This window comes from Variovorax sp. CF313 (genome assembly GCF_000282635.1).
Taxonomy (GTDB): Bacteria; Pseudomonadota; Gammaproteobacteria; order Burkholderiales; family Burkholderiaceae_C; genus Variovorax.
Genome location: NZ_AKIW01000054.1, coordinates 1 through 25,797, shown reverse-complemented (window position 1 = coordinate 25,797; position 25,797 = coordinate 1). Strand labels below are relative to the sequence as shown.

23 protein-coding genes and 1 pseudogene are annotated in these 25,797 nt (G+C 66.8%); 4 read left to right on the top strand and 20 right to left on the bottom strand.

Going from position 1 to position 25,797, the window contains the following annotated elements:
* The 5 genes from PMI12_RS15205 to PMI12_RS15185 form a co-directional block, all read right to left on the bottom strand.
* A partial coding sequence (locus tag PMI12_RS15205; protein WP_007834024.1) for an ABC transporter ATP-binding protein occupies positions 1–494 on the bottom strand: 494 nt, incomplete at its 3' end.
* A 17-nt stretch (positions 495–511) separates the two neighbouring features.
* Positions 512–1,348 (bottom strand): carbohydrate ABC transporter permease, encoded by an 837-nt coding sequence (locus PMI12_RS15200; protein ID WP_007834022.1) that lies wholly within the window; start codon positions 1,346–1,348, stop codon positions 512–514.
* A 13-nt stretch (positions 1,349–1,361) separates the two neighbouring features.
* Complete coding sequence (locus PMI12_RS15195; protein ID WP_007834021.1) at positions 1,362–2,219, bottom strand: carbohydrate ABC transporter permease; 858 nt, start codon at positions 2,217–2,219, stop codon at positions 1,362–1,364.
* Between the two features lie 148 nt (positions 2,220–2,367).
* Complete coding sequence (locus PMI12_RS15190) at positions 2,368–3,678, bottom strand: ABC transporter substrate-binding protein (protein ID WP_007834020.1); 1,311 nt, start codon at positions 3,676–3,678, stop codon at positions 2,368–2,370.
* Between the two features lie 179 nt (positions 3,679–3,857).
* Positions 3,858–4,787, bottom strand: coding sequence for a LysR family transcriptional regulator (locus tag PMI12_RS15185; RefSeq protein WP_007834019.1), 930 nt, complete (start codon positions 4,785–4,787; stop codon positions 3,858–3,860).
* A gap of 94 nt (positions 4,788–4,881) precedes the next feature.
* Between PMI12_RS15185 and PMI12_RS15180 the strand changes: the two genes are divergently transcribed.
* Together PMI12_RS15180 and PMI12_RS15175 are read left to right on the top strand one after the other, a co-directional pair.
* Positions 4,882–5,856 carry a Bug family tripartite tricarboxylate transporter substrate binding protein gene (locus tag PMI12_RS15180; RefSeq protein ID WP_007834018.1) on the top strand — a complete coding sequence of 325 codons (975 nt, stop codon included), beginning with the start codon at positions 4,882–4,884 and terminating at the stop codon, positions 5,854–5,856.
* Positions 5,857–5,902: 46 nt separating this feature from the next.
* Positions 5,903–6,955, top strand: a complete 1,053-nt coding sequence (locus PMI12_RS15175) for a 4-hydroxythreonine-4-phosphate dehydrogenase PdxA (RefSeq protein ID WP_007834017.1) — start codon at positions 5,903–5,905, stop codon at positions 6,953–6,955.
* Positions 6,956–6,986: 31 nt separating this feature from the next.
* Here PMI12_RS15175 and PMI12_RS15170 read toward each other — a convergent pair whose 3' ends face one another.
* The 3 genes from PMI12_RS15170 to tal all read right to left on the bottom strand — a co-directional run bounded on the left by PMI12_RS15170 (position 6,987) and on the right by tal (position 9,975).
* Positions 6,987–7,319: a DUF805 domain-containing protein gene (locus PMI12_RS15170; protein ID WP_007834009.1), complete on the bottom strand. Its 333-nt coding sequence runs from the start codon at positions 7,317–7,319 to the stop codon at positions 6,987–6,989.
* A 143-nt stretch (positions 7,320–7,462) separates the two neighbouring features.
* The gene (pgi, locus tag PMI12_RS15165) at positions 7,463–9,016 is read right to left on the bottom strand and encodes a glucose-6-phosphate isomerase (RefSeq protein WP_007834008.1); all 1,554 of its coding nucleotides are present in this window, start codon (positions 9,014–9,016) and stop codon (positions 7,463–7,465) included.
* A gap of 2 nt (positions 9,017–9,018) precedes the next feature.
* Entirely contained in the window at positions 9,019–9,975 is a 957-nt protein-coding gene (gene tal / locus PMI12_RS15160; protein ID WP_007834007.1) for a transaldolase, read from the bottom strand.
* 228 nt (positions 9,976–10,203) lie between these two features.
* Here tal and PMI12_RS15155 point away from each other — a divergent pair, with 228 nt between their 5' ends.
* Complete coding sequence (locus tag PMI12_RS15155; RefSeq protein ID WP_007834005.1) at positions 10,204–10,875, top strand: lipocalin family protein; 672 nt, start codon at positions 10,204–10,206, stop codon at positions 10,873–10,875.
* On the opposite strand, the gene PMI12_RS15150 is transcribed toward PMI12_RS15155, so the two are convergent.
* Genes PMI12_RS15150 through PMI12_RS15135 form a run of 4 tightly spaced genes read right to left on the bottom strand, consistent with a single transcriptional unit; the run spans position 10,821 to position 15,826 of the window.
* Positions 10,821–11,483 (bottom strand): HAD family hydrolase, encoded by a 663-nt coding sequence (locus PMI12_RS15150; RefSeq protein ID WP_007834003.1) that lies wholly within the window; start codon positions 11,481–11,483, stop codon positions 10,821–10,823. The genes PMI12_RS15155 and PMI12_RS15150 overlap by 55 nt on opposite strands.
* Positions 11,484–11,495: 12 nt before the next feature.
* Complete coding sequence (locus PMI12_RS15145) at positions 11,496–12,545, bottom strand: ABC transporter ATP-binding protein (protein WP_007834001.1); 1,050 nt, start codon at positions 12,543–12,545, stop codon at positions 11,496–11,498.
* The gene (locus PMI12_RS15140) at positions 12,542–14,803 is read right to left on the bottom strand and encodes an ABC transporter permease (RefSeq protein WP_007833999.1); all 2,262 of its coding nucleotides are present in this window, start codon (positions 14,801–14,803) and stop codon (positions 12,542–12,544) included. Before PMI12_RS15140 ends, PMI12_RS15145 begins: the two co-directional genes overlap by 4 nt.
* A 12-nt stretch (positions 14,804–14,815) precedes the next feature.
* Positions 14,816–15,826, bottom strand: a complete 1,011-nt coding sequence (locus PMI12_RS15135; RefSeq protein WP_042673464.1) for an ABC transporter substrate-binding protein — start codon at positions 15,824–15,826, stop codon at positions 14,816–14,818.
* A 155-nt stretch (positions 15,827–15,981) separates the two neighbouring features.
* On the opposite strand from PMI12_RS15135, the gene zwf reads away from it, so the two are divergent.
* A complete protein-coding gene (gene zwf / locus PMI12_RS15130) occupies positions 15,982–17,454 on the top strand; it encodes a glucose-6-phosphate dehydrogenase (protein WP_007833995.1) in 1,473 nt (490 codons plus the stop codon).
* A gap of 22 nt (positions 17,455–17,476) precedes the next feature.
* Here the strand turns inward: zwf and ygiD are convergent, their stop codons facing one another.
* The 8 genes and pseudogenes from ygiD to PMI12_RS28765 form a co-directional block, all read right to left on the bottom strand.
* Positions 17,477–18,397 carry a 4,5-DOPA dioxygenase extradiol gene (gene ygiD / locus PMI12_RS15125; protein ID WP_007833993.1) on the bottom strand — a complete coding sequence of 307 codons (921 nt, stop codon included), beginning with the start codon at positions 18,395–18,397 and terminating at the stop codon, positions 17,477–17,479.
* 77 nt (positions 18,398–18,474) lie between these two features.
* Positions 18,475–19,482: an ABC transporter ATP-binding protein gene (locus PMI12_RS15120; protein ID WP_007833990.1), complete on the bottom strand. Its 1,008-nt coding sequence runs from the start codon at positions 19,480–19,482 to the stop codon at positions 18,475–18,477.
* Positions 19,479–20,549: an ABC transporter ATP-binding protein gene (locus tag PMI12_RS15115; protein ID WP_007833988.1), complete on the bottom strand. Its 1,071-nt coding sequence runs from the start codon at positions 20,547–20,549 to the stop codon at positions 19,479–19,481. The genes PMI12_RS15120 and PMI12_RS15115 overlap by 4 nt, the downstream gene beginning before the upstream one ends.
* Positions 20,550–20,568: 19 nt before the next feature.
* A complete protein-coding gene (locus PMI12_RS15110; RefSeq protein WP_007833986.1) occupies positions 20,569–21,480 on the bottom strand; it encodes an ABC transporter permease in 912 nt (303 codons plus the stop codon).
* A 71-nt stretch (positions 21,481–21,551) separates the two neighbouring features.
* Positions 21,552–23,138 carry an ABC transporter substrate-binding protein gene (locus PMI12_RS15105; RefSeq protein ID WP_007833984.1) on the bottom strand — a complete coding sequence of 529 codons (1,587 nt, stop codon included), beginning with the start codon at positions 23,136–23,138 and terminating at the stop codon, positions 21,552–21,554.
* A gap of 31 nt (positions 23,139–23,169) precedes the next feature.
* On the bottom strand, positions 23,170–24,441 hold the full coding sequence (locus tag PMI12_RS15100) for a M20 aminoacylase family protein (protein WP_007833982.1): 1,272 nt from the start codon (positions 24,439–24,441) through the stop codon (positions 23,170–23,172).
* 4 nt (positions 24,442–24,445) lie between these two features.
* Complete coding sequence (locus PMI12_RS15095) at positions 24,446–25,426, bottom strand: ABC transporter permease (protein WP_007833981.1); 981 nt, start codon at positions 25,424–25,426, stop codon at positions 24,446–24,448.
* A 194-nt stretch (positions 25,427–25,620) separates the two neighbouring features.
* Positions 25,621–25,797, bottom strand: a pseudogene (locus PMI12_RS28765) (porin); the annotation flags it as partial.

Below are 25,797 nucleotides of genomic sequence, written 5' to 3'. Positions count from 1 at the left end.
TCGAGGTTCGACAGCGGCTCGTCGAACAGGAACACCTTGGGCGCGCGCACGATGGCGCGGCCGATGGCCACGCGCTGGCGCTGGCCGCCCGACAGGTCCTTCGGCGTGCGGTCGAGGTACTGCGTGAGGTTGAGCGTCTTGGCCGCATATTCGACCTTGGTCCTGATCTCGCTCTTGCCCACGCCCGCGAGCTTGAGCGCGAAGGACATGTTGTCGTACACGCTCATGTGCGGATAAAGCGCATAGCTCTGGAACACCATCGCCAGGTCTCGCTTGCCCGAGGGTGTCCAGGTGATGTCCTTGCCGTCGAGCAGCAGGTTGCCGCTGGTGATGGGCTCGAGCCCCGCGATCAGCCGCAGCAGCGTCGACTTGCCACAGCCCGATGGCCCCACGAAGACGATGAACTCGCCCTTCTGGATTTCGAGGTCGACGCCCTTGATGATGTTGACTTCACCAAAGCTCTTCTTGATGTCTTTGAGTTGCAGGTAGGCCATGAGATGTCTCCCTTTCTTTACTTGACGGCGCCGAAGGTCAGGCCTTGCACCAGTTGCTTCTGGCTGAACCAGCCGAACACCACGATGGGCGCGATGGCCATCAGCGAAGCCGCCGACAACTTGGCCCAGAACAGGCCCTCGGGGCTGGAGTACGACGCGATGAGCGTGGCCAGCGTGCCGGCCTTGGCGGAGGTGAGGTTGAGCGCCCAGAAGGCCTCGTTCCAGCTCAGCACCAGGCACAGCAGGCCGGTCGATGCGAGGCCGCCCACCGACAGCGGCATCACGACGTGTCGGAACTCGGTCCACAGGCTGGCGCCATCCATGCGCGCAGCTTCGAGGATCTCGTTCGGAATGTCCTTGTAGGCGCTGTAGAGCATCCACACCATGATCGGCAGGTTCGACAGCGTGAACACGATGGTCAGCGCGGTGAGCGAATCCAGCATGCCCGCGGTCTGCGCGATCACGTAGATTGGCACCAGCGCGCCGACGGCCGGCATCATCTTGGTGGAGAGCATCCACATCAGGATGTCGCGCGTCTTCTTCGTGCGGAAGAAGGCCATCGAGTACGCGGCCGGCGCGGCGATCAACAGGCCGAGGATGGTCGAGCCCAGGCTGGTGATGAGCGAGTTGCGCGCATACAGCAGGTAGTCGCTGCGGCGCTGCACCTCGCCGAAGTTGTCGAGCGTGGGCTCGAAGACGAAGAGCGGCGGTACATGGATCGCCTGCAGCTCCGTCTTGAAGGCCGTGAGGAACAGCCAGCCGAGCGGGAAGAACAGCAGCAGCGCGACGGCCCACGCACCCACGGTGCGCAGCAGCTGCGGCAGGAAGTTGCTGGGAGCTTGTATCTGTTGCATGGCTCGCGGCTCCTCAGTCCAGGTTCTTGCCGATGATGCGGATCAGGAACACGGCCACGATGTTGGCCAGCACCACCGCGAACAGAGCGCCCGCCGAGGCCACGCCCACGTCGAAGTTCATGAGCGACTGCTTGAAGATCATGTAGGTCATGTTCGTGCTCTCGTTGCCCGGGCCGCCGTTCGTGGTGATGGCGATCTCGGCGAACACGCTGAGCAGGAAGATCATCTCGATCATGATCACCACCGCCATCGGGCGGCCGAGGTGCGGAATGGTGAGATAGAAGAAGCGCTGCACCGCGCTCGCGCCGTCCATGCGCGCGGCCTCCATCTGCTCGCGGTCCAGCGACTGCAGCGAGGTGATGAAGATCAGGCAGGCGAACGGCAGCCACTGCCAGGCCACCATGATGATCACGGAGAGCAGCGGCACGTCGGTGAGCCAGTCGACCGGCTGGGCGCCGAAGGCGCGCCACACGTCGGCCAGCACGCCGTAGATGGGGTTCATCATCATGTGCTTCCACAGCAGCGCGTTGACCGCGGGCATGACGAAGAACGGCGAGATCAGCAGCACCCGCACGATGCCGCGCCCAGGGAAGGGCTCGTTCACCAGCAGCGCGAGCAGCACGCCCAGCACCACCGTGATGACGATCACGCTGCCGATCAGCAGCAGCGTGTTCCACGTGGCCGGCCAGAAGTCGGGGTCGGTGACGAAGTAGTGAAAGTTCTCGATGCCCGCGAAGGTGTGCTCGCCGGGCTGCATGAGGTTGTAGTTCACCAGCGAGAAGTACAGCGTCATCACGAGCGGCACGATCATCCAGGCGAAGAGCGTGAGCACGGCGGGCGCCATGAGGGCGCGGGGCAGGAGTCGTTTCATGGGCAGTCCCTTCTTGTTGTCTCTGGCTCCTTCCCCCTCTGGGGGAAGGCGGGGATGGGGGCTCGCTGCTCGAGCGCTGCGGCGATTGGTGCGCCGCGAGCCCCCACCCCCGCCCTCCCCCAGCGGGGGAGGGAGCAAGCCCGAAGACTTACTTGTAGTACCCGGCCTTCTTCATCTCACGCTCGGCCGCCGTCTGCGATGTCTTCAACGCCTGGTCGACAGTGACCTTGCCCGACAGCGCCGCGCTCATCTGCTGGCCCACCGCCACGCCGATGGCCTGGAACTCGGGAATGGCCGCGTACTGCACGCCGACGTACGGCGACTTGGGCAGCGTGCTGTCGGTGAGGTTCGCGCTGTCGATGGCCTTCTTCTCCGCTTCGGCGAACTTGGCGACCTTCTGGAACTCGGGGTTCGCGTAGGTCGATTTGCGCGTGCCGGTCGGCACCGAAGCCCAGCCGGTTTCCTTGGCCACGAGGGTGATGTAGTCCTTGGAGGTCGCCCACTTGATGAACTTCTGCGCCGCCTCGTCCTTGGTCGAGCTAGCCGGAATGGCGAGGTTCCACGACCACAGCCAGTTGGCCCCCTTCGGCGTGGTGGCCGTGGGCGCCTGCGCGAAGGCCACCTTGTCGGCCACCTTCGACTGCTTCGGGTCACTGATGAACGAGGCCGCGATGGTCGCGTCGACCCACGCGGCGCACTTGCCTTCGTTGAACAGCGCGAGGTTCTCGTTGAAGCTGTTGGCCGAGGCGCCCGGGGGGCCATCCTTCTTCATCATGTCGACGTAGAAGGTGATCGCGTCCTTCCAGGGCTTGGTGTCGATCTGCGGCTTCCATTGCATGTCGAACCACTGGCCGCCGTGGGTGTTCACCAGCGTGGTCAGGAAGGCCATGTTGTCGCCCCAGCCCGGCTTGCCGCGCAGGCACATGCCGTACACGCCGCCCTTCGGGTCGTTGACCTTGTCGGCGAACTCCTTCACCTGCGCCCAGGTCGGCTGCTCGGGGAACTTGATGCCCGCCTTGTCGGCCAGGTCCTTGCGGTACATGAGCATCGAGCTCTCGCCGTAGAAGGGCGCGGCGTAGAGCTTGCCGTCGTTCGACAGGCCGTTGCGGATGGCGGGCAGCAGGTCGTCGATGTCGTAGGCGGCGTCGGTGGCAATGGGCTTGAGCCAGCCCTTCTTCGACCAGATCGGGGTTTCGTACAGGCCAATGGTCATCACGTCGAACTGGCCACCCTTGGTTGCGATGTCGGTGGTCACGCGCTGGCGCAGCGTGCCTTCTTCCAGCGTGACCCACTTCACCTTGATGTCGGGGTTGGCTTTCTCGAAGAAGGGGGTGAGCTTCTGCATCTCGATCATGTGGCCGTTGTTCACGGTCGCGATCACGAGTTCGGTGGCGGCCTGGGACAGCGCGCCCGTGCCGATGAGTGCGAGGACGAGGCCCGCTTTCAGAAAACGCTTCATGTTGTCTCCTAGAGGTGAGCGACGCCCTCTTGTTGGTCGGGTCGCCGTGGTCGGATTCTGGAGAAACGCGCTTGCGGTTTTGGTACTTCCGCAGTTGATACCAGTACTTTCATGCACCAGTTGGCTAGTGAATTCCCTAGTTAACGCAAGACAGCATGTAAAACAGCAACCCAAAGGCTTCAGCCGCCGCCCAGCAACTGGCGCCGGAACTGGGCGGCGGCCGGCGAAAGCGCACGGTCCTCGCGGGTGATGAGGCAAATCGGCGGCACGCGCACCGGCAGTTCCACCGGAACGGTGCGAAGCACGCCCAGCCGGGCGTAGTGGCTGGCCTGCGAGGCAGGCATCACAGCCGCCATGTCGGAGCTTTCCAGCAAGGCGGTGATGGCAATGGGCGATGCCGTTTCGATGATGTCGAGCCGGGCCTGGATGCCCGCCTCGCGCATCGCCGCCTCGAAGCGCCCGCGCTGCGGCGAGCCCGGCGGCTGCAGCACCCAGGACCAGTTCGCCATCTCGGCCAGCGTGACCGTGGGGCGGTCGAACACCGGGTGCGCGATGCGCACCACCACCACCTGCGATTCGCCCAGCAGCGGCACGCTCGCGTACTTCGCCTCGTCGTGGCCGTCGGTGAGCCGGCCCAGCACGAGGTCGACATCGCCCTGCTCCAGCTGCGCCTGGATCACGTCGCTGGTCTCGACCACCACCGACACGGCCACCTGCGGATGGCGGCGGTGGTACTCCACCAGCGCCGGCGCCAGCAGCTCGGGCACAGCGCCCGGTACGCTGCCCACGCGCAAGGCGCCACTCAGGCCCGAGCGCAGGGCCAGCATCTCCTCGCGCGCAGTGCCGAAGTCGCTGAGCACGCGGCGGGCATAGCGGATCAGGATCTCGCCGTAGGGCGTGGGCTCCATGCCCCGCGCCAACCGCTCGAAGAGCTTTTCACCGAGCGAGTCTTCAAGCTGCTGCAGCAGCTTGGTGGCCGCGGGCTGGCTGATGTTCATGGCCTCGGCCGCGCGGCCGAGATGGCGGTGGGCGTCGAGCCGGGCCAGCAGCAGCAGCTGGCGCGGCCGCACGTGGAGCATCAGCGAGGCATCGGTCGAGCCGGAGTTCATGCACAAAAGTATATGAAGCTTCGGGCTTTTTCGATTGGATTGGGATGGCGAAGCTCCGTACGCTCGGTCCCCACAACAAGCAGGAGACGACCCGATGAAGCTTTACTCCCTGGCCCGCGCGGCAGGCCTGGCCGCCGCGCTGCTGGTCGCAGCGTCGGCCGGCGCCCAGTCCGCCTACCCCGACAAGCCCCTGCGCATCATGGTGGGCGCCTCGCCCGGAGGCGGTACCGACATCCTTGCGCGCGTGCTGGCCGACAAGCTGTCGCCAGCGCTCAAGCAGCCCGTGGTGGTCGAGAACCGGCCCGGCGCCTCCAACACCATTGCCGGCGAACTCACGGCCCGCGCGCCGGCCGATGGCGCCACGCTGCTGCTGGCCACCAACACGGCGCAGGCAGTGGCGCCGCACATCCTCAAGCTCAAGTACGACCCGCTGAAAGACCTGCAGCCCGTGGGCCTGGTGGCCGTGATGCCCAACGTGCTGGTGGTGTCCGCGAACTCGCCGTACCGGTCGGTGAGGGACCTTGTGACGGCGATGGCAATGAAACCCGGTGGCTTCAAGTACGCGTCGTCCGGCATCGGCAGCACCCAGCACGTGGGCGGCGAGGCCTTCAACCTGGCCACCGGCATGAAGTCGATCCATGTGCCCTACAAGGGCAGTTCGCAGGCGCACGTCGACATCATCTCGGGAGAGGTCGACATGATGTTCGACAGCACCTCCTCGGCCATGGGCCAGATCAGGGCCGGCAAGTTCCGCGCGCTGGCCGTGAGCGCGCCGCAGCGCTCGCCCGAGCTGCCCGACGTGCCCACGCTGGCCGAGCAGGGCATCAAGGGTGCCGACGTGTCCACCTGGTACGGCCTCTACGTGACGGCCGGCACGCCCCGCCCCGCGATCGAGCGGCTGAGCGCCGAACTCGTGCGCACGCTGAAGCTGGCCGATGTGCAGAGCCGCATCAAGGCGCTGGGCGGCGAGCCTGGAACACTGACCGGCGAACCCTTCGCGGCGATGAACAGGCAGGAGTTCGACCACTACGGCCAGCTCGTGCGCGACGCCAACATCAAGGCCGAATGAGCCGGCCCTTGTTCCCCTTTTTCTTCAACCGCATCCAACCGACACCATGCCCACCCCACCCAAGACGCCGAGCGTGATCTCCGCCAAGCCCCGCATCGCCGTGCTGCTCGGCGACCCCGGCGGCGTCGGCCCCGAAATGGCCGTGAAGCTGCTGGCGCGCCAGCGCAACCTGGACGCCGCGCGCGTGCTGCTGATCGCCGATCCGGTGGTGCTGGCCGCTGGCGAACGCGTGGCGGGCCTGAAGCTGGCCCCGCTGCAGGTCGAGAGCCTCGACGAGCTGCATTTCGAGGACGGCCGGCCCAGCCTTCTCGCGCGCGACTGGATGAAGGGACAGGAGCCGGTGCCCGGCGAGTCGAACGAACAGTCCGGCCGGGCTTCGTTCGAGGCGCTGGAACTGGCCACGCTGGCGGTGCGCCGCGGCCAGGCCGAGGGCATCCTCTTCGCGCCGCTCAACAAGCATTCGCTGCGCCTGGGCGGCCTCGTGCACGAGGACGAGCTGCGCTACATGCAGGAGCGCTTCGCGGTGACGGGCTTCGTCTGCGAGTTCAACCTCACCGGTTCGCTGTGGACCTCGCGCGTGACCTCGCACATTCCACTGAAGGACGTGGCGAGCCACATCACCGTGCAGGGCGTGAGCGACGCTGTGAAGATCATCGCCGCCGCGCTGCGCCGTGCGGGCGTGGCGGAACCGCGCATCGCGGTGACGGGGCTCAACCCGCACGCGGGCGACGGCGGCTCCATCGGCATGGAGGAAATCGAGATCATCGCGCCCGCCGTCGAGCGGCTGCGCGCCGAGGGCTTCGACGCACGCGGCCCGTTCTCGCCCGACACGGTGTTCATCGGCGCGCGCCGCGGCGACGTCGATGCGGTGGTGTCGATGTACCACGACCAGGGCCAGATCGCGATGAAGCTCATGGGCTTCGAGCAGGGCGTGACGCTGCATGGCGGCCTGCCTGTGCCGGTGGCCACGTCGGCCAGCGGCAGTGCATTCGACATCGCGGGCCGGGGCATCGCGAACATCGAGGGCCTGCAGCAGGCCTTCGACCTGTGCGTGCGCATGGCGAGCGGCCAGGAAAAAGGGCCGCTTGCGCGGCCCTGACGATCCAGCGCTGCGTGCGCCGTTGCAAAGCTCAGGCGCTCGCCGGTGCGCCGTGCGGGTTGGTCTCGGGCTGGGAGGGCTGCACGTAGAAATAGATCAGCACGAGGTTGACGATCGGGATGAGCATCAACAACTGGAGCCAGCCGCTCTTGCCGATGTCGTGCAGGCGGCGCGCGCCCACGGCCAGCGCGGGCAGCAGGAAACCCAGCGCCGCGATGACGTACACGAACTGATGAATGAGGCTCGCAACGATGAGCACGATAACCTCGGCCAGCACGAACCACCAATATTCCGAGCGCGATGCGCGCCCGTTGAAATCGGCGTATTTGCTGAAACAAGTCTTGACCGCTGTTTGAAAATCCATTGATCGACTCCTCTTGATGGGTCCCAGGGAAATTTCCCCGGACCGATCATATCGATGCATCTTCCAACGGCAAACTCGGCCATTCGTACGCAAACAAACGGCTTATTTCAAGAAGCCGCCCAACGAATCCGGGTCCGGATTCTTCAGTTTCCCAGCCGCTTCAACAGCCCTGCCGTCGATGCATCGAGCCCCGCGACGTCGCCCGAGGCCAGGCGCGGCTCGATGTCGCGCGCGAGCACCTTGCCCAGCTCCACGCCCCACTGGTCGAAACTGTTGATGCCCCACAGCGCGCCACTGGTGAACACGCGGTGTTCGTACATCGCGAGGAAGGCGCCCAGCGATTCGGGCGTGAGCTTCTCGAACACGAAGAAGGTGCTTGGCCGGTTGCCCGGGAAGTTCTTGTGGCCGCCCTCGTCGAGCTTGCCGACCATCAACGCCTGCGCTTGCGCGAGCGCGTTGGCCAGCAGCTTGGGGTGATGGCCTTCAAGGTCGTGCGCCGCGTCGCGCACCGCCACGAATTCGAGCGGAATCACGTCGGTGCCCTGGTGCAGCATCTGGAAGTAGGCATGCTGGCCGTTGGTGCCGGGCTCGCCCCAGAGCACGGGCGAGGTGCCGAAGTCCACGGGCTTGCCGCTGGCATCGACCTGCTTGCCGTTGCTTTCCATCTCGAGCTGCTGCAGATAGGCCGGCACGCGCTTGAGTGCGCTGTGGTACGGCGCGATGCTGCGGCTCGTGAACTTGTGGAAGTTGCGATACCAGACGTCGAGCAGGCCCAGCCGCACCGGCAGGTTGTGCTCCAGCGGCGCGGTGCGGAAGTGCTCGTCCATCGCATGCGCGCCCGCCAGCAGGCGGCGGAAACCGTCGGCGCCAATGGCCAGCGCAATCGGCAGGCCGATGGCCGACCACAGCGAATAGCGCCCACCCACCCAGTCCCAGAAGCCGAAGGTGGTGTCGATGCCGAACTTCTTCGCCGCTTCCACGTTGGTGGTGAGCGCCGCGAAGTGGCCCGCGATGTCGGTGCCGCCCGACTGCTCGTACCAGCGCCTGGCCGACTGCGCGTTGGTCATCGTCTCGGCCGTGGTGAAAGTCTTCGAGGCAATGAGGAACAGCGTGTGCTCGGGCGCCAGGCCCTGCAGCACGCCGGCCAGCTCGTGGCCGTCGACGTTCGAGACGAAGTGGAATCGCTTGCCCGGCGCGGCGAACTCGGCCAGCGCCAGCACCGCCATCTGCGGGCCGAGGTCGGAGCCGCCGATGCCGATGTTGACCACGTCGGTGATCGTGTGGTCGCCGCGCACCTTCTCTGCATAGGCCAGCATCGCGTCGAGCGTGGCGTGCACCTCGCGCAGCTCGTTCGCGGTCTTGGGCCCGGTCGGCGCATCGGCCGGCGCACGCAGCAGCGTGTGCAGCACGGCGCGGTCTTCGGTGATGTTGATGTGCGCGCCCGCGAACATGGCGTCGCGGTGCGCCTCGAGGCCGCATTCGCGGGCCAGCGCGAGCAGCAGCTCCTCGGTGCGTGCGTCGATCAGGTTCTTCGACAGGTCGGCGAAGACGTACGGCGCCTCCTGGCTGAAACGTGCAAAGCGGTTCGCGTCGTCCACGAAGGCGTGGCGCACGTCGAACTGGCGGCCCGCCGTTTCGAAGCTGGACTGGAGTTGCGCCCAGGCCGGCGCATGGTCGCAGCGAAGGGTCATGGCCATGTTTACTTGCCGCTTTCCTGCATGAGTTTTTCGAGCTTCACAGCGTCGGCTGCGAAGGCGCGGATGCCTTCCGCGAGCTTCTCGGTGGCCATGGCATCTTCGTTCAGCGCAAAGCGGAAGCCCGCCTCGTCGTAGCTGACCTTGGCGATGTCGCCCCCGGGTGCGGCCTTGGCGTCGAGCGCGTGCTGCAGCGGTTCGTTGCTGGCGGCCAACTCGGCCAGCAGCTCGGGGCTGATGGTCAGCAGGTCGCAACCAGCCAGCGCCTGGATCTGTCCCACGTTGCGAAAGCTCGCGCCCATCACCTCGGTCTTGATGCCGTGCTGCTTGTAGTAGTTGAAGATTTCCCGCACCGACTTGACGCCCGGGTCGTTGGCGCCGGCACTGGCCGCTTCGTCCCACTTGGCGCCGGCCGACTTCTTGTACCAGTCGTAGATGCGGCCCACGAAGGGCGAGATGAGCTGCACGCCGGCCGCGCCGCAAGCCACGGCCTGCGCGAACGAGAACAGCAGCGTGAGGTTGGTGCGGATGCCCTTCCTCTCGAGTTCGCGCGCCGCCTCGATGCCTTCCCAGGTGGAGGCCACCTTGATCAGCAGGCGCTTTTCGGTGTCGATGCCTTCGGCCTTGTAGAGCGCCACGATGCGCTCGCCGCGCGCCACGGTCGCGGCCGTGTCGAAGGACAGGCGGGCGTCGACCTCGGTCGACACGCGGCCCGGGATGATCGAGAGGATTTCGCTGCCGAAGCGCACCAGCAGGCGATCGATGACCTCATCGAGCGGCTTGCCGGCGTGCTTCTTCACGGTTTCATCGAGCAGCGGCCGGTATTCGGCCTTCTGCACGGCCTTGAGGATGAGCGACGGATTGGTGGTCGCGTCCTGCGGCCTGGAAACGCTGAGCTGCTTGAAGTCACCGGTGTCGGCGACGACGGTGGTCCACTGGCGGAGGGCATCGAGTTGGTTCATGAAATGATTATCCAGTGCGGGTTGTGACAAGTCCTGCACGCAGTTGCGCGTGGGCCGATGTTTTCATGCGCACCGTAGCACGGGTTTTCCGCCGCTCTATCAGCCTGTTGCGTACAGGGTTGTCAGCCGCCCTGCCCTACACCGGCTGTGGTCCGCGGCTGACGGCATCGGCCGCCCGCCCGGGGCTACGCTGCGCTCCACGCCGAAATTTTCAGCCAGGAGCCCTCCATGTCCCATCGCCAACGCGGCCCCGCGCCTCCCGACGGCCAGCCCTTCGACGACCGCCGCACCAGCGCGGCGATCGGCACCATGGCCACTGCTTTCGTCATGGGCGGCGCCGCGGCCTGGCTGGCCCTCCAAGCTTCGCGCACCGCGCGTGCGCAACCGGCCGGCCCGGCCGACGGCGCACCGCTGATGCGGGCTCCGCTGCAGGTGGTGGCGCCGGTCGACCTGCGGCGCTATGCCGGCATCTGGCACGAGCAGGCGCGCCTGCCGAACCGCTTCCAGAAAGCCTGCGCCGGCCCCGTGACCGCCGAGTACACACTCCAGCCCGACGGCACCGTGCAGGTCGTGAACCGCTGCGCGCGCGCAGACGGCAATTTCGACCAGGCGACCGGCACCGCGCGCGTGGTGCCCGTGGCAGGCCAGCCCGGCGCGGGCCGACTCCAAGTGCGCTTTGCGCCCGCCTGGCTTAGCTGGCTGCCCATGGTCTGGGGCGACTACTGGATCCTGAAGCTCGACCGCAACTACGAGGTGTCGCTCGTCGGCACGCCCGACCGCGAATACCTCTGGGTGCTGTCGCGCGCGCCGCGCCTGGACGACACGGTGCTGAAGGCCGAGCTGGACTACGCCAGCAGCCTGGGGTTCGACACCGACAAGGTGGTGCTGACCGGTAGATAGCGCTGCAGCTGCGACGGCAGCATGGCCGGCGTGGTGCAGTGGATGGCCTGCCAGCCGAAGGCGCGCGCCGCCTCTACGTTGGCGGCGGAGTCGTCGATGAACACGGTCTGTTGCGGATCGAGCGCGTAGCGCATCGCCAGCACCTCGTAGATCTCGCGCTCGGGCTTGAGGAACTTCACGTCGCCCGAGAACACGCCGCCGTCGAAGCGTTGCATGAACGCATGCCGGCGCTCGATGGCGCGGGCGTACGACGCAGGCATGTTCGACAGGTAGTACAGGCGCAGCGGCTGGCCGGCCTCGCGGTGCGCGACCAGCTGTTCGAGCATGTCGACCGTGACGCCGATCGGCTCCAGCCGCTCGCCCAGTCCTTCGAGCATGGTGCGAAGCGGCCCGGCCGGCAGCGAGAGCCGGGCCGACATGCGGGCGATGGCATCGTCCAGCGTGCGGGTGCCGCAGTCGAAACCCGTCCAGTCGTCGTGATGGAAAAGTGCCCGGCCCATGGCGACCGCGGCAGCCTCAGTGGGCGCGTGCTGCGCGAGATGGGCCTGTACCAGCCGGGTGGGCTCCCATGCGAACAGCACGGCGCCCAGGTCGAAAACCACGTTCATGGCGCCATTGTTTCATGCACCGGGCACCACGCTCACGCCGTGGGCTCCCAGCGACAGCGTGGCCTGCGCGCCCGCCGCCAGCGGACGGGACAGGTCGTTCGACACCACGAAGACCGGCCCCAGGGTGGTGTCGAAGCCGTATTCGTAGAAGCTGCCGAGGTACGCCGCCTTGCGCAGCGTGGCCGGCAGGCCGCTGCCCGCGTCCGCGGCGCCGATCTGCCAGGCTTCGGGACGCACCGCGACCTTCACCGTGCCGGGTGCCACCGCATGGCGCGGCTGCAGGCGCAGCGGGCCGAGCGCCACGCTGCCGTCGGCCTGCGCCGTGGCGGGGAACACCATCGCCTCGCCCATGAAACCAGCGACGAACTCGCTCTCGGGCCGCCCATAGAGCTGCTCGGGCGTGCCGCGCTGGGCGATCACGCCGTGGTCCATCACGATGATCTGGTCGCTCACGGCCAGCGCCTCGCTCTGGTCGTGCGTGACGTAGGCCACGGTCAGCTTCAAGCGCTGCTGCAGCGCGCGGATTTCCTCGCGCATCTCGCGGCGCAGGCGGGCGTCGAGGTTGGAGAGCGGCTCGTCGAAAAGCAGCACCGCCGGCTCCAGCACCAGCGCGCGCGCCAGCGCCACGCGCTGCTGCTGGCCGCCCGAGAGTTCGCTGGGCAACCGCTCGTCGAAGCCGACCAGGCCCACGCCGCGCAACGCCTCGCGTGCCCGCGCGGTGGCCTCGTCCTTCTTCACGCCGCTCATGCGCAGCCCGTAGCCCACGTTCTCGATCACGTTCATGTGCGGGAACAGCGCGTAGCTCTGGAACATCATGCTGACGTTGCGCTCGGCCGGCCCCAGCGTGGTGACGTCGCGCCCGCCCATGAAAATCGAACCCGAGGTCGGCGACTCGAGCCCCGCGATCATGCGCAGCGTGGTCGTCTTGCCGCAGCCCGACGGGCCGAGGATGGTGGTGAGCGTGCCGACAGGCACTTCGAAGCTGATGCCCTTGACGGCCAGCGGCGCGTTCCTGTCGGTGCCGTAGCGCTTGGTGACGTTGCGGAATTCGATGCCGTTCATGCCAGGCCTTCCATTTTGTGATGTCCCTGATGCTGCGGCGTGGCCCCTCGTCGTCCCAGCTTTCGCTCTCCCACCACGAACTGCACCAGTGCAATCGCCAGCGACATCAGGATCATCAGCACCGTGCAGTACGCCAGCGCAATGCCATAGTCGCCGTTGCCGACGCGGCCGATGATGTAGGTGGTGGCCAGCTCGTTCTCGGCCGTGACCAGGAAGATCACCGCGCTCACCGTCGTCATCGCGCGCACGAAGCTGTAGACCAGCGCGGCCACCAGCGCGGGCTTCAGCAACGGCAGCACCACCTTGAAGAGCGTCTGCGAGGTCGATGCGCGCAGCATCAGCGAGGCTTCGTCGAGCGAGCGGTCGAGCTGCTTGAAGGCCGCCGTGCCCGCCCGCACGCCCACTGGCAAATTGCGAAACATGAAGCACAGCACGATGATGAGCCCCGTGCCCGTGAGCTCGAATGGCGGCACGTTGAAGGCCAGGATGTAGCTCACGCCGAGCACCGTCCCCGGGATGGCGAAGGCCAGCAGCGCGCCGAACTCGAACAGCCCCTGTCCCCTGAACTCGTTGCGCGCCAGCAGCCACGCGATCAGCAGGCCGAGCGCCGCAGTGATGGGCGCCGAGATGCCCGCAAGCTTGAGCGTGGTGATCAGCGAGTTCCATGCCGTACCCGCCCACACCAGCCCGAACTGCCCCCATTCGAGCGAGAACGCGTTCCTGAAGTGGTTCAGCGTGAAGCTGTAGTCGCGCCCCCAGGTCTGCACGAAGCCGCCCGCGAAAGCGAACAGGTAGACCACCGCGGTGAACGCGATCCATGGCAGGGCGATGCACAGGATGGTGCGCCGCACTCCGTCGGGCAACGCCATCGCGATGCCGGCGTCGCCCTTGCCGCTCACAGTGGTGTAGTTCTGCTTGCCGAGCACGCCGCGCTGCAGCGCGAACACGCCGAGCGCAAACAGCGTCAGCACCCAGGCCAGCGAGGCGGCGCGGCCCTGATCGTACTGCGCGCCGACGATGGCGAAGAAGATGTCGGTCGACAGCACCGAGAACTGCCCGCCCACCACTACCGGGTTGCCGAAGTCGGCAATGCTCTCGATGAAGCCGACAAGGAAGGCATTGGCCAGCCCCGGCTTCAGCAGCGGCAGCGTGATGGTGAAGAAGGTGCGGCGCCGGTCGGCGCGCAGCATCTGCGCGGCTTCTTCCAGGCTGGGCGCAATGCCCTGCACCACGCCGCGCATGATCATGAAGGCGATGGGCGTGAAGGCGAACAGCTGCGCCACCAGCACGCCGGGCATGCCGTAGAACCAGCGCGTGGGCTCGATGCCGAACACGTTCTCCAGCACCTGGTTGACGATGCCGGCGCGGCCGAACAGCAGGATCAGGCCGAGGCCCACCACGAACGGCGGCGTGATGATCGGCAGCAGCGCCAGCACCCGCAGCGCGCCTTGCCCGCGCTTGCTGCCGCGCTCGGCCATCAGCGCCATCAGCGTGCCGAGAAAGGTCGTGCCGGCCGCGGTGAGCAGGGCCAGTACCAGCGTGTTCCACGCCACGCCGCAGCGCACGCCGCCGGAAAGGCACCCCAGCCCCCAGATGCGTTCGGTGAGCACGCGCGCGACAAACGCGGCGATCGACCACTGCCCATCTTCGTTGAAGAATGCACCCGACAGCGCCTTGCTCACCGGGTAGGCGATGAACAGCGCCATCAGCACGCCGCAGCCGATGACCGCGGCCGCCACGAACAGGTCACCCTTGAAAAGGCCGAGCCGCGCGATGCCGAAGGCGGCCAGCAGCACGAGCGCAGCGAGCGCCACGAAGCCGCCCGCGCCGATGCCGAACTGGTTGACGGCCAGATCGCCGAACTGCGTGTTGAGCGCCGCGAAGCTCCAGCCCCGCGCGCCGATCGCGAAGCCTGTCACGGCCAGCCCGATGGCGCCGATCGCGCCACCCGCGAGCAGCCAGCGTCCCTGGCTGCGGCCAGCAGGCAGCCACGCACCTGCCGCGCACATCAGCAGCCCAGCAAGGCCGACGAAGAGCCAGCCCCGACCCTGCGTCGCCGCCTGCATCAGGCCGTTGGCACCCTCCGCCTGGCCGAACACCTGAGGAACGGCTTCGTACCAGGTCGCGTCCTGAATCGCATACCAGGGCAGCAGCAGGTACGCGGCAAGGCCCAGCGCGACCCATGCCCAGATCCAGCGCTGCGAGCGCCTGGCCGCGGCCAGTGACGCCGGATTGACCGGCACGCCGGTGTCGATCAAATGCGCAGCCACTCAGCGCGGCAGCGAATTGACGTCTTTTTCCCAGCGCGCGATCAGGCGCCGGCGCTCGGTGCTCGCGCCGTATTTGGCGTAGTCGTAGTTGATGAACTTGATCTTCTTGAAGTCGGGGATGCGCGGGTCGAGCTTGGCGTTCACGTTGCTCGGCAGCTGGAACTGCTTGTTGGCGGCGCCGAGCTCCTGCGCGGCGGGCGTCAGCGCCCACTCGTAGAACTTCTTGGCCGCCTCGAGGTTGCGCGCGCCCTTGACGATGCTCATGGAGCCGATCTCGGCGCCGGTGCCGTCGCTCGGCGTGATGGTCTCGACCGGGAAGCCCTGCATCTTCTCGCCGGGGCCGTCATGCACGAAGCTGATGGAAATCGCGGTTTCGCCGCGCGCCACCGCCTTGATCGGGCCGGTGCCCGAGCGGGTGTACTGGCCGACATTCTTGTGCAGCGCCTTCAGGTAGTCGAAGGCCTTGTCCTCGCCCATCAGCTGCACCAGCGTGGCGATCATGGTGTAGGCCGTGCCGCTGGAGGCCGGGTTGGCCACCTGGATGTCTCCCTTGTACTCGGGCTTGAGCAGGTCGGCCCAGGTCTTGGGCACGGGCAGCTTCTTCTTGGCCAGCAGCTCGGGGTTGTAGCCGAAGCCCAGCGGACCCGAATAGATGCCGACGGTCTTGTAGCCCGACTGCCTGGCCTGCTGCTGGGCCCAGGGGTGCAGCTGCGAGAGCGTGGGCGACTTGTATTCGAGCGTGAGCCCCTGCTCGGCCGCCTGCAGGTGCGGGTCGCCGGTGCCGCCGAACCAGACGTCGGTCTTGGGGTTGTCCTTTTCGGCGATCAGCTGGGCCAGCGCCTCGCCGGAGCCCTTGAGCGCCATGTTGATGCGCACACCGGTGGTGCGCGCGTAGACGGTGGAGATCACGCTGCACCACTCGGCCTGGACCGAACAGATCACGTTGACGGTCTGCGCCGACGCGGCGGCCGACAACCCGAGCAGCGCGGCTGCGGTAAAAAGCTTCTTCATTTGAATTTTCTCCGCCTCATGCATAAAAAAAGGCCTCGCGGCCACAGGTCAGCGTAGCTTTAGTACAGGTCGGGCGAATCGGTACAAGTACCATCGCAAGTGGCCCTCTCGGCGGCCCACGACCTGCTCGGCATTCAGACAAAGGAAAGTTTTTCATGAGCTTCGATCTCGTTCTGTTCGGCGGCACTGGCGATCTCGCGTGGCGCAAGCTCATGCCCGCGTTGTTCCAGGCATTCCGGCACGGCAGCCTGCCGCAAGACGGGCGCATCGTCGGCGTGGCGCGGGACGACCTGTCGAACGACCAGTACCGGGAACTGATCCAGTCGCGCTTCAGCGCGGTCGAGGGCGCCAAGCGGCCCTCCCCTGAGGAGTTCGAGAAGTTCGCGTCGATGCTGCACTTCCTGCGCATGGACCTGTCCAAGCCCGACGACTATGTGCGGCTGGCCGACCTGCTCAAGCAGCGCGACGCGAAGACGATCGTGATGTACGTCGCCACGGCGCCCGCGCTCTTCACGCAGGTGGTCGAGCAGATCGCCGCGGCCGGCCTCAACGGGCCGAGGACGCGCATCGTGCTCGAAAAGCCGCTGGGCCATGACCTCGCCTCCAACCGCGCGATCAACGCCGCGGTCGGCAAGGTGCTCGAGGAGAAGCAGGTCTTTCGCATCGACCACTACCTCGGCAAGCCATCGGTGCAGAACCTGTTCGCCATGCGCTTTGGCAATGCGCTGTTCGAGCCCATCTGGCGCCGCGAGCACATCGCCAACATCCAGATCACCATGGCCGAAGACCTGGGCGTGGAAAAGCGCGGCGCCTTCTACGACCAGACCGGCGCGCTGCGCGACATGGTGCAGAACCACGCGCTGCAGTTGCTGTGCGCGATCGGCATGGAGCCGCCGATCAACTCGCACGCCGACGCCATCCGCGACGAAAAGCTCAAGGTGCTGCGCGCGCTCAAGCCCTGGACGCCCGAAACGCTGGGCCTGCACACGGTGCGCGGCCAGTACACGGCCGGCACGGCCTACGGCGAGCGCGTGCCGGGCTACCGCGACGAGCCCGGCGTGAACCCCGATAGCCGCACCGAAACCTTCGTGGCGCTGCGCACCGAAATCGCCAACTGGCGTTGGGCCGGCGTGCCCTTCTACATCCGCACCGGCAAGCGGCTGGCCTCGCGCGATGCGCGCATCGAGGTCAACTTCAGGCCCACGCCGCATGCGATCTACCGCGCGCCGACCGGCAACGTCAACAAGCTGGTGATCAACCTGCAGCCCAAGGACGGGCTGGAACTTCACATGCTCGCGCAGGCCCAGGACAACCGGCAGCGCGGCGGCAACGGCCACAGCAACACCGCGCAACTGGCGCCGGTTCAGCTCGACCTCGACTTCGACAAGCGCTTCGGCGCCGAACGCGTGGGCGCCTACGAGCGCCTGCTGCTCGACGTGATCGACGGCCGCCTCAACCTGTTCGTGCGCAGCGACGAGCAGGAAGAAGCCTGGCGCTGGGTCGAGCCGCTGATCGACAGCTGGGAATCGGACGGCGGCCCGCGCCCCTATGCGGCCGGCACCTGGGGCCCGAGTGCGTCGAGCGCGATGATTGCGCGCGACGGGTTCGCCTGGGGCGAGGAGCAGTAACTCTGCTGCCGCGCCGGCGCGCTCAGCCGAACTGCAGGCAACGCATGCTGAGCGTGCCCGACTGGAATCCCTCGTAGACCGTCTTCGCGCGCTCGCTGGTTCCTGCGGCACCGAGGGCGTAGAGGAAGGGGTAGTAGTGGTCCGGCGTCGCCACGGCGGTGGAGGCTCCTTCGAGCTTTGCGTAGTCGACCAGCGCACGGTCGTCCCGGCCTGCCAGCGCCGACTTCACCGCATCGTCGAACGATTGCGCCCATGGCCGGCTGGCGCTCGGCCCATCGGGCGTGCCGCGATCGGTGGCGCGCAGGTTGTGCACCACGTTGCCACTGCCCATCACCAGCACGCCCTTGTCACGCAAGACTGCGAGATCGCGCCCCACCGCATAGTGAAAGGCGGCCGGCTTGTCGTAGTCGATGCTGAGCTGGAACACCGGGATGTCGGCTTTCGGATAGAGATGCTTCAGCACCGACCATGTGCCATGGTCGAGGCCCCATTGCTCGGTGGCGATCACCGGTGTCTGCCTCACCGCGCCGACGGTCTCGCTGGCGAGTGAAGGATGGCCGGGCGCGGGGTATTCGACGTCGAACAGCGCCTGCGGGAAGCCGCCGAAATCATGGATCGTCTTCGGCCGCACCTGCATGCCGACACCGGTGGCGCCACGGCTCAGCCAGTGCGCCGACACGCTGAGGATGGCCGTCGGCCGTGGCAGCTCCCGACCCCAGGCCGCCAGCCGGCGCGTGAACGCGTTGTCGCTGATGGCGTTCATGGGCGTGCCGTGGCCGATGAAGACGACCGGCATGCGCCGCTGCGGAGCCGCATGGGCGCGCGACGCCAGGGATGCCAGCACGGCGGTCGCGCCGAGCGCGGTACCCATGACGAAACCTCGGCGGCCCAGTTCGGGTGCGCCTTGCCGTTCGATGTCCGAGAAATTTGCCTTGCCTGCCATGGTTCCCTCCGGGTCAGCCGCCCACTGTGCGGCTGCGCCCGATGCGGTGCAGTGCCTTAACGCACACTTTTCAGCGGCTAGATGCGGCCCTCTTCCACCGCGTGGCAGGCCACCTGGACACCCGCGATGCTCAGCAGCTTCGGCCGCTCCGAGGAACAACGCGCATTGGCATGCGGGCAGCGCGGATGAAAGGCGCAGCCCGTCGGCGGGTTCAGCGGGTTCGGCACCTCGCCCTGCACCGGCGTGCGCGAGCGCCCCGTGTGCTTCATCTGCGGGATGGCATCGAGCAGCATGCGCGTGTACGGATGCCGCGGCTCGGCAAAGAGCTTCTGCTTGTCGGCCACCTCGACCAGCCGGCCGAGGTACATCACGCCGACCTGGTCGGCCACGTGGCGCACCACGGCAAGGTTGTGCGAGATGAACAGGTAGGTCAGGCCCTGCTCGCGCTGCAGGTCCTTCATGATGTTGAGCACCTGCGCCTGCACGCTCACGTCGAGCGCCGAGGTGGGCTCATCGCACACCAGGAACTCGGGCTGCGTGGCGAGCGCGCGCGCGATCGAGATGCGCTGGCGCTGGCCGCCCGAGAACTGGTGCGGGTACTTGCTCATGTCCAGCGGCGAGAGGCCGACCGACTTGAGCAGCTCGCCCACGCGCTCGCGCAGCGCGACCTTTTCGCTCAGGATGCCGTGCTCGCGCAGCGGCTCGCCGATGATGTCCTCGACGATCCAGCGCGGGTTGAGGCTCGCGTAGGGATCCTGGAAGATCATCTGGATGCGGCGGCGCAGCTTGCGGCCCTCGGGCGTCTTGAACGCGGCATGCGCGTCCTGCCCGTCGAACTGCAGGCCACCGCGCGTGGGCGCGTACAAGCCCACCAGCAGGCGCGCCACGGTGCTCTTGCCGCAGCCCGACTCGCCCACCAGCGCGAGCGTCTTGCCGCGCTCGATGGAAAAGCTCACGCCGTCGACCGCGTGCAGCAGCACGCGCGGCTTGCGTTCGAGCACGCGGTTGAGCCAGGGTGGAGAGACGTCGAAGGTGCGCGCGAGGTCGTGCGCGACCACGAGCGGTTCGTTCGCGGCGGCGCTCATCGCGTCACCTCCGAGATGGGCTCGGCTGCTTCAGGCGCGGCGCGTTCGCCGGCCGACAGCGCATCGTGGTGCCTCGCCGCGATCTCGGCCTGGCCGGCGTGCGGGTCGGTCGCGTCGTGCAGCCAGCAGGCCGCGCGCGTGGCGCCGGCATGCATGAGCTCGGGCCGCTCGACGAGGCAGCGCGCAAAGGTGCGCGGGCAGCGCGGGTTGTAGGCGCAGCCGGCGGGAATGGCATTGAGCCGCGGCATCGCGCCGTCGATCTGGTTGAGCCGCTCGCGGTCGCTCGCCATGTCGGGAATCGATGCCATCAGGCCCGATGTGTAGGGATGCGCGGGCTGGTGGATCACCTCGTGCACCGGGCCGATCTCGGCGATGCGGCCCGCGTACATCACGGCCACGCGATCGCAGGTTTCGGCGATCACGCCCATGTCGTGCGTGATCAGCATCACCGCCGCGCCGCGGTCCTTGCACACCTGCTTGAGCAACTGGATGATCTGCGCCTGGATCGACACATCGAGCGCGGTGGTCGGCTCGTCGGCCACGATGAGCTTGGGCTCGGCCGCGAGTGCCAGCGCAATCACCACGCGCTGCCGCATGCCGCCCGAGAACTGGTGCGGGAAGTGGTCGATGCGCTGCTCGGCGGCGGGGATGCCTGTGTCCTGCAGCAGGCCGATGGCCCGCTTGCGCGCTTCGGATTCCGACACGGGCAGGTGCGCGCGAATGGTCTCGACCAGCTGCCGGCCCACGGTGTAGAGCGGGTTCAGCGAGGTCAGCGGATCCTGGAAGATCGCGCCGATCTTGCGGCCGCGAATCGGCCGCATCGCATCGAAGCCGAGGTTGTCGATGCGCTGGCCGTCCAGCACGATCTCGCCGCCGGCCACGCGGCCCGGCGGTTCGAGCAGGCCGATGATGGCCGCGCCCGTGAGCGACTTGCCGGCGCCCGATTCGCCCACCACGCCGAGGATTTCGCCAGGCGCGATGTCGAAGGAAATGCGGTCGAGCGCGCGCAGCGTGCCGCGGCGGCCCGGAAATTCGACGACGAGGTCTTTGACCTGGAGCAGCGTCATGGTGGCGTTCTCCTTGTGTTCAGCGCAGTCGCGGATTCAACGCGTCGCGCAGCCAGTCGCCGAGCAGGTTCACGCTGAGTGCGATCAGCACCAGCATCAGGCCCGGAAACACCGTGATCCACCATTCGCCCGAGAACAGGTACTGGTTGCCGATGCTGATGAGCGTACCCAGCGAAGGCGAGGTCGGCGGCACGCCGACGCCGAGGAACGAGAGCGTGGCCTCGGTGATGATCGCCGTCGCGACCTGGATCGTGGCCAGCACCATCACCGGCCCCATCACGTTGGGCAGCACGTGGCGCAACATGATGCGCAGCGGCGCCACGCCGGTGACGCGCGCGGCCTGCACGTACTCCTTGTTGCGCTCCACCAGCGTGGAGCCGCGCACCGTGCGCGCGTACTGCACCCAGCCGGTCAGCGAGATGGAGATGATCAGCACGCCGAAGGCCAGCGACTCGTGCGCGCCGGGAAAGAGCGCGCGGCCGACGCCGGCGATGAGCAGTGCCACCAGGATGGGCGGGAACGACAGCATCACGTCGCATATGCGCATCAGGAAGGAGTCGAGCCAGCCGCCGAAGAAGCCGGCCAGCAGGCCCAGCACCACGCCGACGGCGAGCGACAACGCCACCGACACGAGGCCGACGATCAGCGAGATGCGCGCGCCGTAGATCACTGCCGAGAGAATGTCGCGGCCCTGGTCGTCGGTGCCGAGCAGGTATTTGGAAGAGCCTTCGGCGCTCCATGCGGGCGGCAGGCGCGCATCGCCGAGTTCGAGCGTGGCGAGGTCGAAGGGGTTGTGCGGCGACACCCAGCCGGCGAACACCGCGCAGATGACGCAGGCCAGCGCGATCAGCGCCGCGACGATGGCCACGGGCGAGGTACGGAAGCTGTAGCCGACATCGCTGTCGAGCCAGCGGGCTAGTGTTTTTTTCATCGTGAGGCAAAAGGAATGGGCCCGCAAGAAGCGGGCCCATGGTCAGGCCACCGCGCGAGCGGCCCTCAGTCTTATGGCTTGATGCTCATCCACTTGAAGGGCATGTAGTTGTCGGCCATTTGCGTGAGCGACACCTTCTTGCTGACACCCCAGGCCAGCGTCTGCTGGTGCAGCGGCAGATGGCCGATGTCGGCGGTGTGGATGTCGAAGGCTTCCTTGATCATCGCGTCGCGCTTGGGCTTGTCAGTTTCCGACTGGATCTTCTTCGTCAACTCGTCGAGCTTCGGATTGCAGTACGCGCCCAGGTTGAACTGGCCGGCGCCGGTCTTGTCGTCCGGGCAGGCCATCAGCGCGGTCAGCGCGTTGTGCGAGTCGTAGGTGGTCGGGGTCCAGCCCAGCATGTAGAAGCTGGTGTCGCGGCGCAGCACCTTGGGGAAGTAAGTGCCCTTGGTCTCCGCCGCGAGGTTGATCTTGACGCCGATCTTCGCCAGGTTCGCCGCCACGCTCTGGCAGATCTGGCCGTCGTTCACGTAGCGGTCGTTCGGGCAGTTCATGGTCACTTCGAAGCCGCTCGGATAGCCGGCGTCGGCCAGCAGCTTCTTGGCGCCTTCGACGTCGAGCGGCAGGCGTTTGTCCTGGGCTTCGGTCCAGCCGTTGATGCCGGGGCCGACCATCAGCCCGGTCGGGCGCGAAGCGCCGCGCATCACGGTGCGCTGGATGCCGACGATGTCGATGGCCTGGTAGAAGGCCTGGCGCACGCGCTTGTCCTTGAACGGGTTCTTGCCCTTCACGTTCGAGTAGAGCAGTTCGTCGCGCTTCTGGTCCATGCCAAGGAAGATCGTGCGCAGCTCGGGGCCGGCGATGACGCGCGCCGTCGGGCTGGCGTTGACGCGCGCGATGTCCTGCACCGGCACGGGTTCCATCACGTCGACTTCGCCCGAGATCAGCGCGGCGACGCGGGTGGCCGGATTGGCGATCGGCGTGAAGATGATCTCTTGCGCGTTGCCTTCGATCTTGCCCCAGTAGGTCGGATTGCGCGTGAAGACCGTGCGCACGTTCGGCTGGCGCTCGCGCACGCGGTACGGGCCGGTGCCGTTGGCCTTGAAGGAAGCTGTGTTCTCGATGCCCTTGCGGCGGTCCACTGGCGTGACGGCCTTGTTTTCCTCGCACCACTTCTTGCTCATGATCATGAGCTGCGTGATCACGTCGGGGAGGATCGGGAACGGACCCTTGGTCTCGATCTCGATGGTGTGCGAGTCGACCTTGCGCACTTCCTTGATGTCGGTGGTGTTGGACTTCATGTCCGAGCCGTCGCCCGATGCGCGCGCGAAGCTGAAGAGAACGTCGTCGGCGGTGAACGGCGTGCCGTCGTGGAACTGCACGTTCTTGCGCAATTCGAAGCGCCACACGGTAGGCGAGGTTTGCTTCCAGCTCGTGGCAAGCAGCGGCGCGACGCTCAGATCCTTGTTGCGCCCGACCAGCGTTTCATACACGTTGGCCGTGGTGCTCAGCTGCAGCGATTCGTTGAGCGAGTGCGGGTCGAGCGACAGCGCGTCACCCTGGTTTGCAACACGGATGGTCTGCGCGCCGGCGACCATGCTGACGGCGCCCAGCGCGCACAGAACGGCGGCCGCGGCCACATTTTTCTTGAAACTCATGGGAACACTCCTCGGGTTGGAATCAAACACATCACGTCGCCGCGGTGGCGGCGGCTTTCTCTGGCCGCGCACCGCGGGTAGCGGAAAGCGGCATGCCCTGCTCGATCAGGCCCGCATGCAATGCGGCACCGAGCGGCAGGATCTCGTCGTTGAAGTCGTAGCGGCTGTTGTGCAGGAAGGCGCCCTCGCGCACGTCCTGCCCGATGCGCAGGTAAGCGCCCGCTTTTTTCTGCAGCATGAAGGAGAAATCTTCGGCGCCCATGCTGGGCTCCATGCTGCGCTCGACGTTCTTTGCGCCGACCAGCGACTCGGCCACGTCGGCCGCAAACATGGCCTCGGGCGCGGTATTGATGGTGGCCGGGTAGATGCGCTCGTACTTGATCGTGGCGGTCGCACCGAAGCCGCCGGCGATGGCCGTGCACAGTTCGGTCAGGCGCTGCTCGACCTGCGCCTGCACGCGTGCGCTGAAGGTGCGCACCGTGCCGACCAGCGCGGCCTCGCCGGGCACCACGCTCATCGCGCCGAGGTCGCCGGCCTGCATCGCGCAAATGCTGACGACGGCCGCATCGATCGGGCGCACGTTGCGCGAAACGATGGTCTGGGCCGCGGTGATGATGTGCGCCGCGACGATCACGGGGTCGATGGTCTGGTAGGCATGCGCCCCGTGGCCGCCCTTGCCCTTGATCTCGATGGTCACGCGATCGGCCGCGGCCATCATCGCGCCGCGGTTGATGCCCACGGTGCCGGCCGGCATGGCGGGCCAGTTGTGCATCGCGTAGACGGCATTGACGGGGAAGCGGTCGAACAGGCCGTCCTCGATCATCACGCGTGCGCCGGCGAAGCCTTCTTCGCCAGGCTGAAAAATGAGCGCGGCGGTGCCGTCGAAATCGCGCGTCTCGGCCAGGTAGCGCGCGGCACCGACCAGCATGGCGGTGTGGCCGTCGTGGCCACAGCCGTGCATCAGGCCGTCGCTGGCGGAGCGCCAGCCGAAGTCGTTGTCCTCGCGCATCGGCAGCGCGTCCATGTCGGCACGCAGGCCGATCATGCGGCCGCTGGCGGTCGAACGGCCGCGGATGACACCGACCACCCCCGTCTTGCCGATGCCTTCGTGAATCTCGTCGACGCCGCAGGCGCGCAAGGCCTCGCGCACGCGGCCGGATGTGTAGACCTCTTCGAAGCCGAGTTCGGGGTGTGCGTGCAGGTCGCGGCGAAAGGCGGTGATCTCGGGGTAGAAGTTCGCGATGTGCGCGAACGCGCGTCCGGAAGCCTTGAGGCGCGGGGCCGTGGATGTGGTTGCCGTCATGATGTCAATGACCTCCCGCCTTGCCCACGCGCAGCCGCGGATCGACCACGAAATACAGCAGGTCGACCACGAGGTTGATCACCACGAAGATCAAGGCAATGAGACACAGGTAGGCCGCCATCACCGGGATGTCGGCGAAGGTCACGGCCTGGATGAACAGCAGGCCCATGCCGGGCCACTGGAACACCGACTCGGTGATGATGGCAAAGGCAATCAGGCCGCCGAGCTGCAGGCCGGTGATGGTCATCACCGGCACCAGCGTGTTCTTGAGCGCATGGCCGAAGTGGATGGCGCGATTCGACAGGCCTCGTGCGCGCGCGAACTTGATGTAGTCGGTGCGCAGCACCTCAAGCATCTCGGCGCGCACCAGCCGCATGATCAGCGTGAGCTGGAAGATCGCCAGCGTCACCGCCGGCAGCACGATGTGGTGCCAGCCGTCGGCGCTGAAGAGGCCGCTGGTCCACCAGCCGAACTTCACGGTCTCGCCGCGGCCGAAGCTCGGGAACCAGCCCAGCGTGACCGCGAAGACGAGGATCAGCAGGATGCCGATCAGGAAGGTCGGCAGCGAAACGCCGAGCAGCGACACGGTCATGAATACCTGGCTCATGAAGGTGCCGCGGCGCAGCGCGGTGTACACGCCCATCGGAATGCCGATGAACAGTGCCAGCACCGCCGCCACGAGTGCCAGTTCGAGCGTGGCGGGAAAGCGTTCGCCAATCAACCGCGATACCTTCGCGCCCTGGCGCAGGCTCAGGCCGAACTCGCCTTGTGCAGCATTGACAAGAAAGTGCCAGAACTGCACGAAGAAGGGTTGGTCGAGCCCCAATGCGGAGCGCAGCTCGCGGATCTGTTCGGGCTTGGCGTCCTGCCCCAGCAGGAACACGACTGGGTCGCCAACATATTGAAAGAGGAGGAAGGCGATGAAGGCGACCGCGATCATCACGATCACGGCCTGGATCAAACGGCGCAATACAAAAGCGATCATTCAGCAAACAAAGTGAACGGGCATGCTAGCAGTGCAAGGTGCGTGCCCGCACGGTGATTCCCCGGGGGTGCACGCAGATGGTGCTCTTTGCCAACATGATTCGCGATGATCGAGCCCGAACGAAAAAAGCCACTCGACTTACGTCGAGTGGCTTTTGAGCTTTTGATTCGAAGCTGGCTTACGCCAGCGTCAAATTAGAAAGCGTGACGGATACCGAAGTCGTAGCCGGTGGAGCTCTTCGGGGTGAAGACGCCAGCTGCGTTGTTGTAGAAGGCCGGGCCGCCAACCGTGTAGCCAGCGCCGTTCTTGTTGCTGACACGAGCGATCGTAGCGTACAGAGCCGTGCGCTTCGACAGGTTGTGCACGTAGAC

Bases quoted from the DNA above. Each gene is read 5' to 3' on its own strand.
- PMI12_RS15100 (WP_007833982.1), bottom strand. From the start codon at position 24,441: ATGACGGCAACCACATCCACGGCCCCGCGCCTCAAGGCTTCCGGACGC.
- PMI12_RS15200 (WP_007834022.1), bottom strand. From the start codon at position 1,348: ATGCAACAGATACAAGCTCCCAGCAACTTCCTGCCGCAGCTGCTGCGC.
- tal (WP_007834007.1), bottom strand. From the start codon at position 9,975: ATGAACCAACTCGATGCCCTCCGCCAGTGGACCACCGTCGTCGCCGAC.
- PMI12_RS15105 (WP_007833984.1), bottom strand. From the start codon at position 23,138: ATGAGTTTCAAGAAAAATGTGGCCGCGGCCGCCGTTCTGTGCGCGCTG.
- PMI12_RS15095 (WP_007833981.1), bottom strand. From the start codon at position 25,426: ATGATCGCTTTTGTATTGCGCCGTTTGATCCAGGCCGTGATCGTGATG.
- PMI12_RS15175 (WP_007834017.1), top strand. From the start codon at position 5,903: ATGCCCACCCCACCCAAGACGCCGAGCGTGATCTCCGCCAAGCCCCGC.
- PMI12_RS15145 (WP_007834001.1), bottom strand. From the start codon at position 12,545: ATGAACGGCATCGAATTCCGCAACGTCACCAAGCGCTACGGCACCGAC.
- PMI12_RS15185 (WP_007834019.1), bottom strand. From the start codon at position 4,787: ATGAACTCCGGCTCGACCGATGCCTCGCTGATGCTCCACGTGCGGCCG.
- zwf (WP_007833995.1), top strand. From the start codon at position 15,982: ATGAGCTTCGATCTCGTTCTGTTCGGCGGCACTGGCGATCTCGCGTGG.
- PMI12_RS15180 (WP_007834018.1), top strand. From the start codon at position 4,882: ATGAAGCTTTACTCCCTGGCCCGCGCGGCAGGCCTGGCCGCCGCGCTG.
- ygiD (WP_007833993.1), bottom strand. From the start codon at position 18,397: ATGGCAGGCAAGGCAAATTTCTCGGACATCGAACGGCAAGGCGCACCC.
- PMI12_RS15195 (WP_007834021.1), bottom strand. From the start codon at position 2,219: ATGAAACGACTCCTGCCCCGCGCCCTCATGGCGCCCGCCGTGCTCACG.
- PMI12_RS15170 (WP_007834009.1), bottom strand. From the start codon at position 7,319: ATGGATTTTCAAACAGCGGTCAAGACTTGTTTCAGCAAATACGCCGAT.
- PMI12_RS15115 (WP_007833988.1), bottom strand. From the start codon at position 20,549: ATGACGCTGCTCCAGGTCAAAGACCTCGTCGTCGAATTTCCGGGCCGC.
- PMI12_RS15120 (WP_007833990.1), bottom strand. From the start codon at position 19,482: ATGAGCGCCGCCGCGAACGAACCGCTCGTGGTCGCGCACGACCTCGCG.
- pgi (WP_007834008.1), bottom strand. From the start codon at position 9,016: ATGGCCATGACCCTTCGCTGCGACCATGCGCCGGCCTGGGCGCAACTC.
- PMI12_RS15150 (WP_007834003.1), bottom strand. From the start codon at position 11,483: ATGAACGTGGTTTTCGACCTGGGCGCCGTGCTGTTCGCATGGGAGCCC.
- PMI12_RS15190 (WP_007834020.1), bottom strand. From the start codon at position 3,678: ATGAAGCGTTTTCTGAAAGCGGGCCTCGTCCTCGCACTCATCGGCACG.
- PMI12_RS15155 (WP_007834005.1), top strand. From the start codon at position 10,204: ATGTCCCATCGCCAACGCGGCCCCGCGCCTCCCGACGGCCAGCCCTTC.
- PMI12_RS15135 (WP_042673464.1), bottom strand. From the start codon at position 15,826: ATGAAGAAGCTTTTTACCGCAGCCGCGCTGCTCGGGTTGTCGGCCGCC.
- PMI12_RS15110 (WP_007833986.1), bottom strand. From the start codon at position 21,480: ATGAAAAAAACACTAGCCCGCTGGCTCGACAGCGATGTCGGCTACAGC.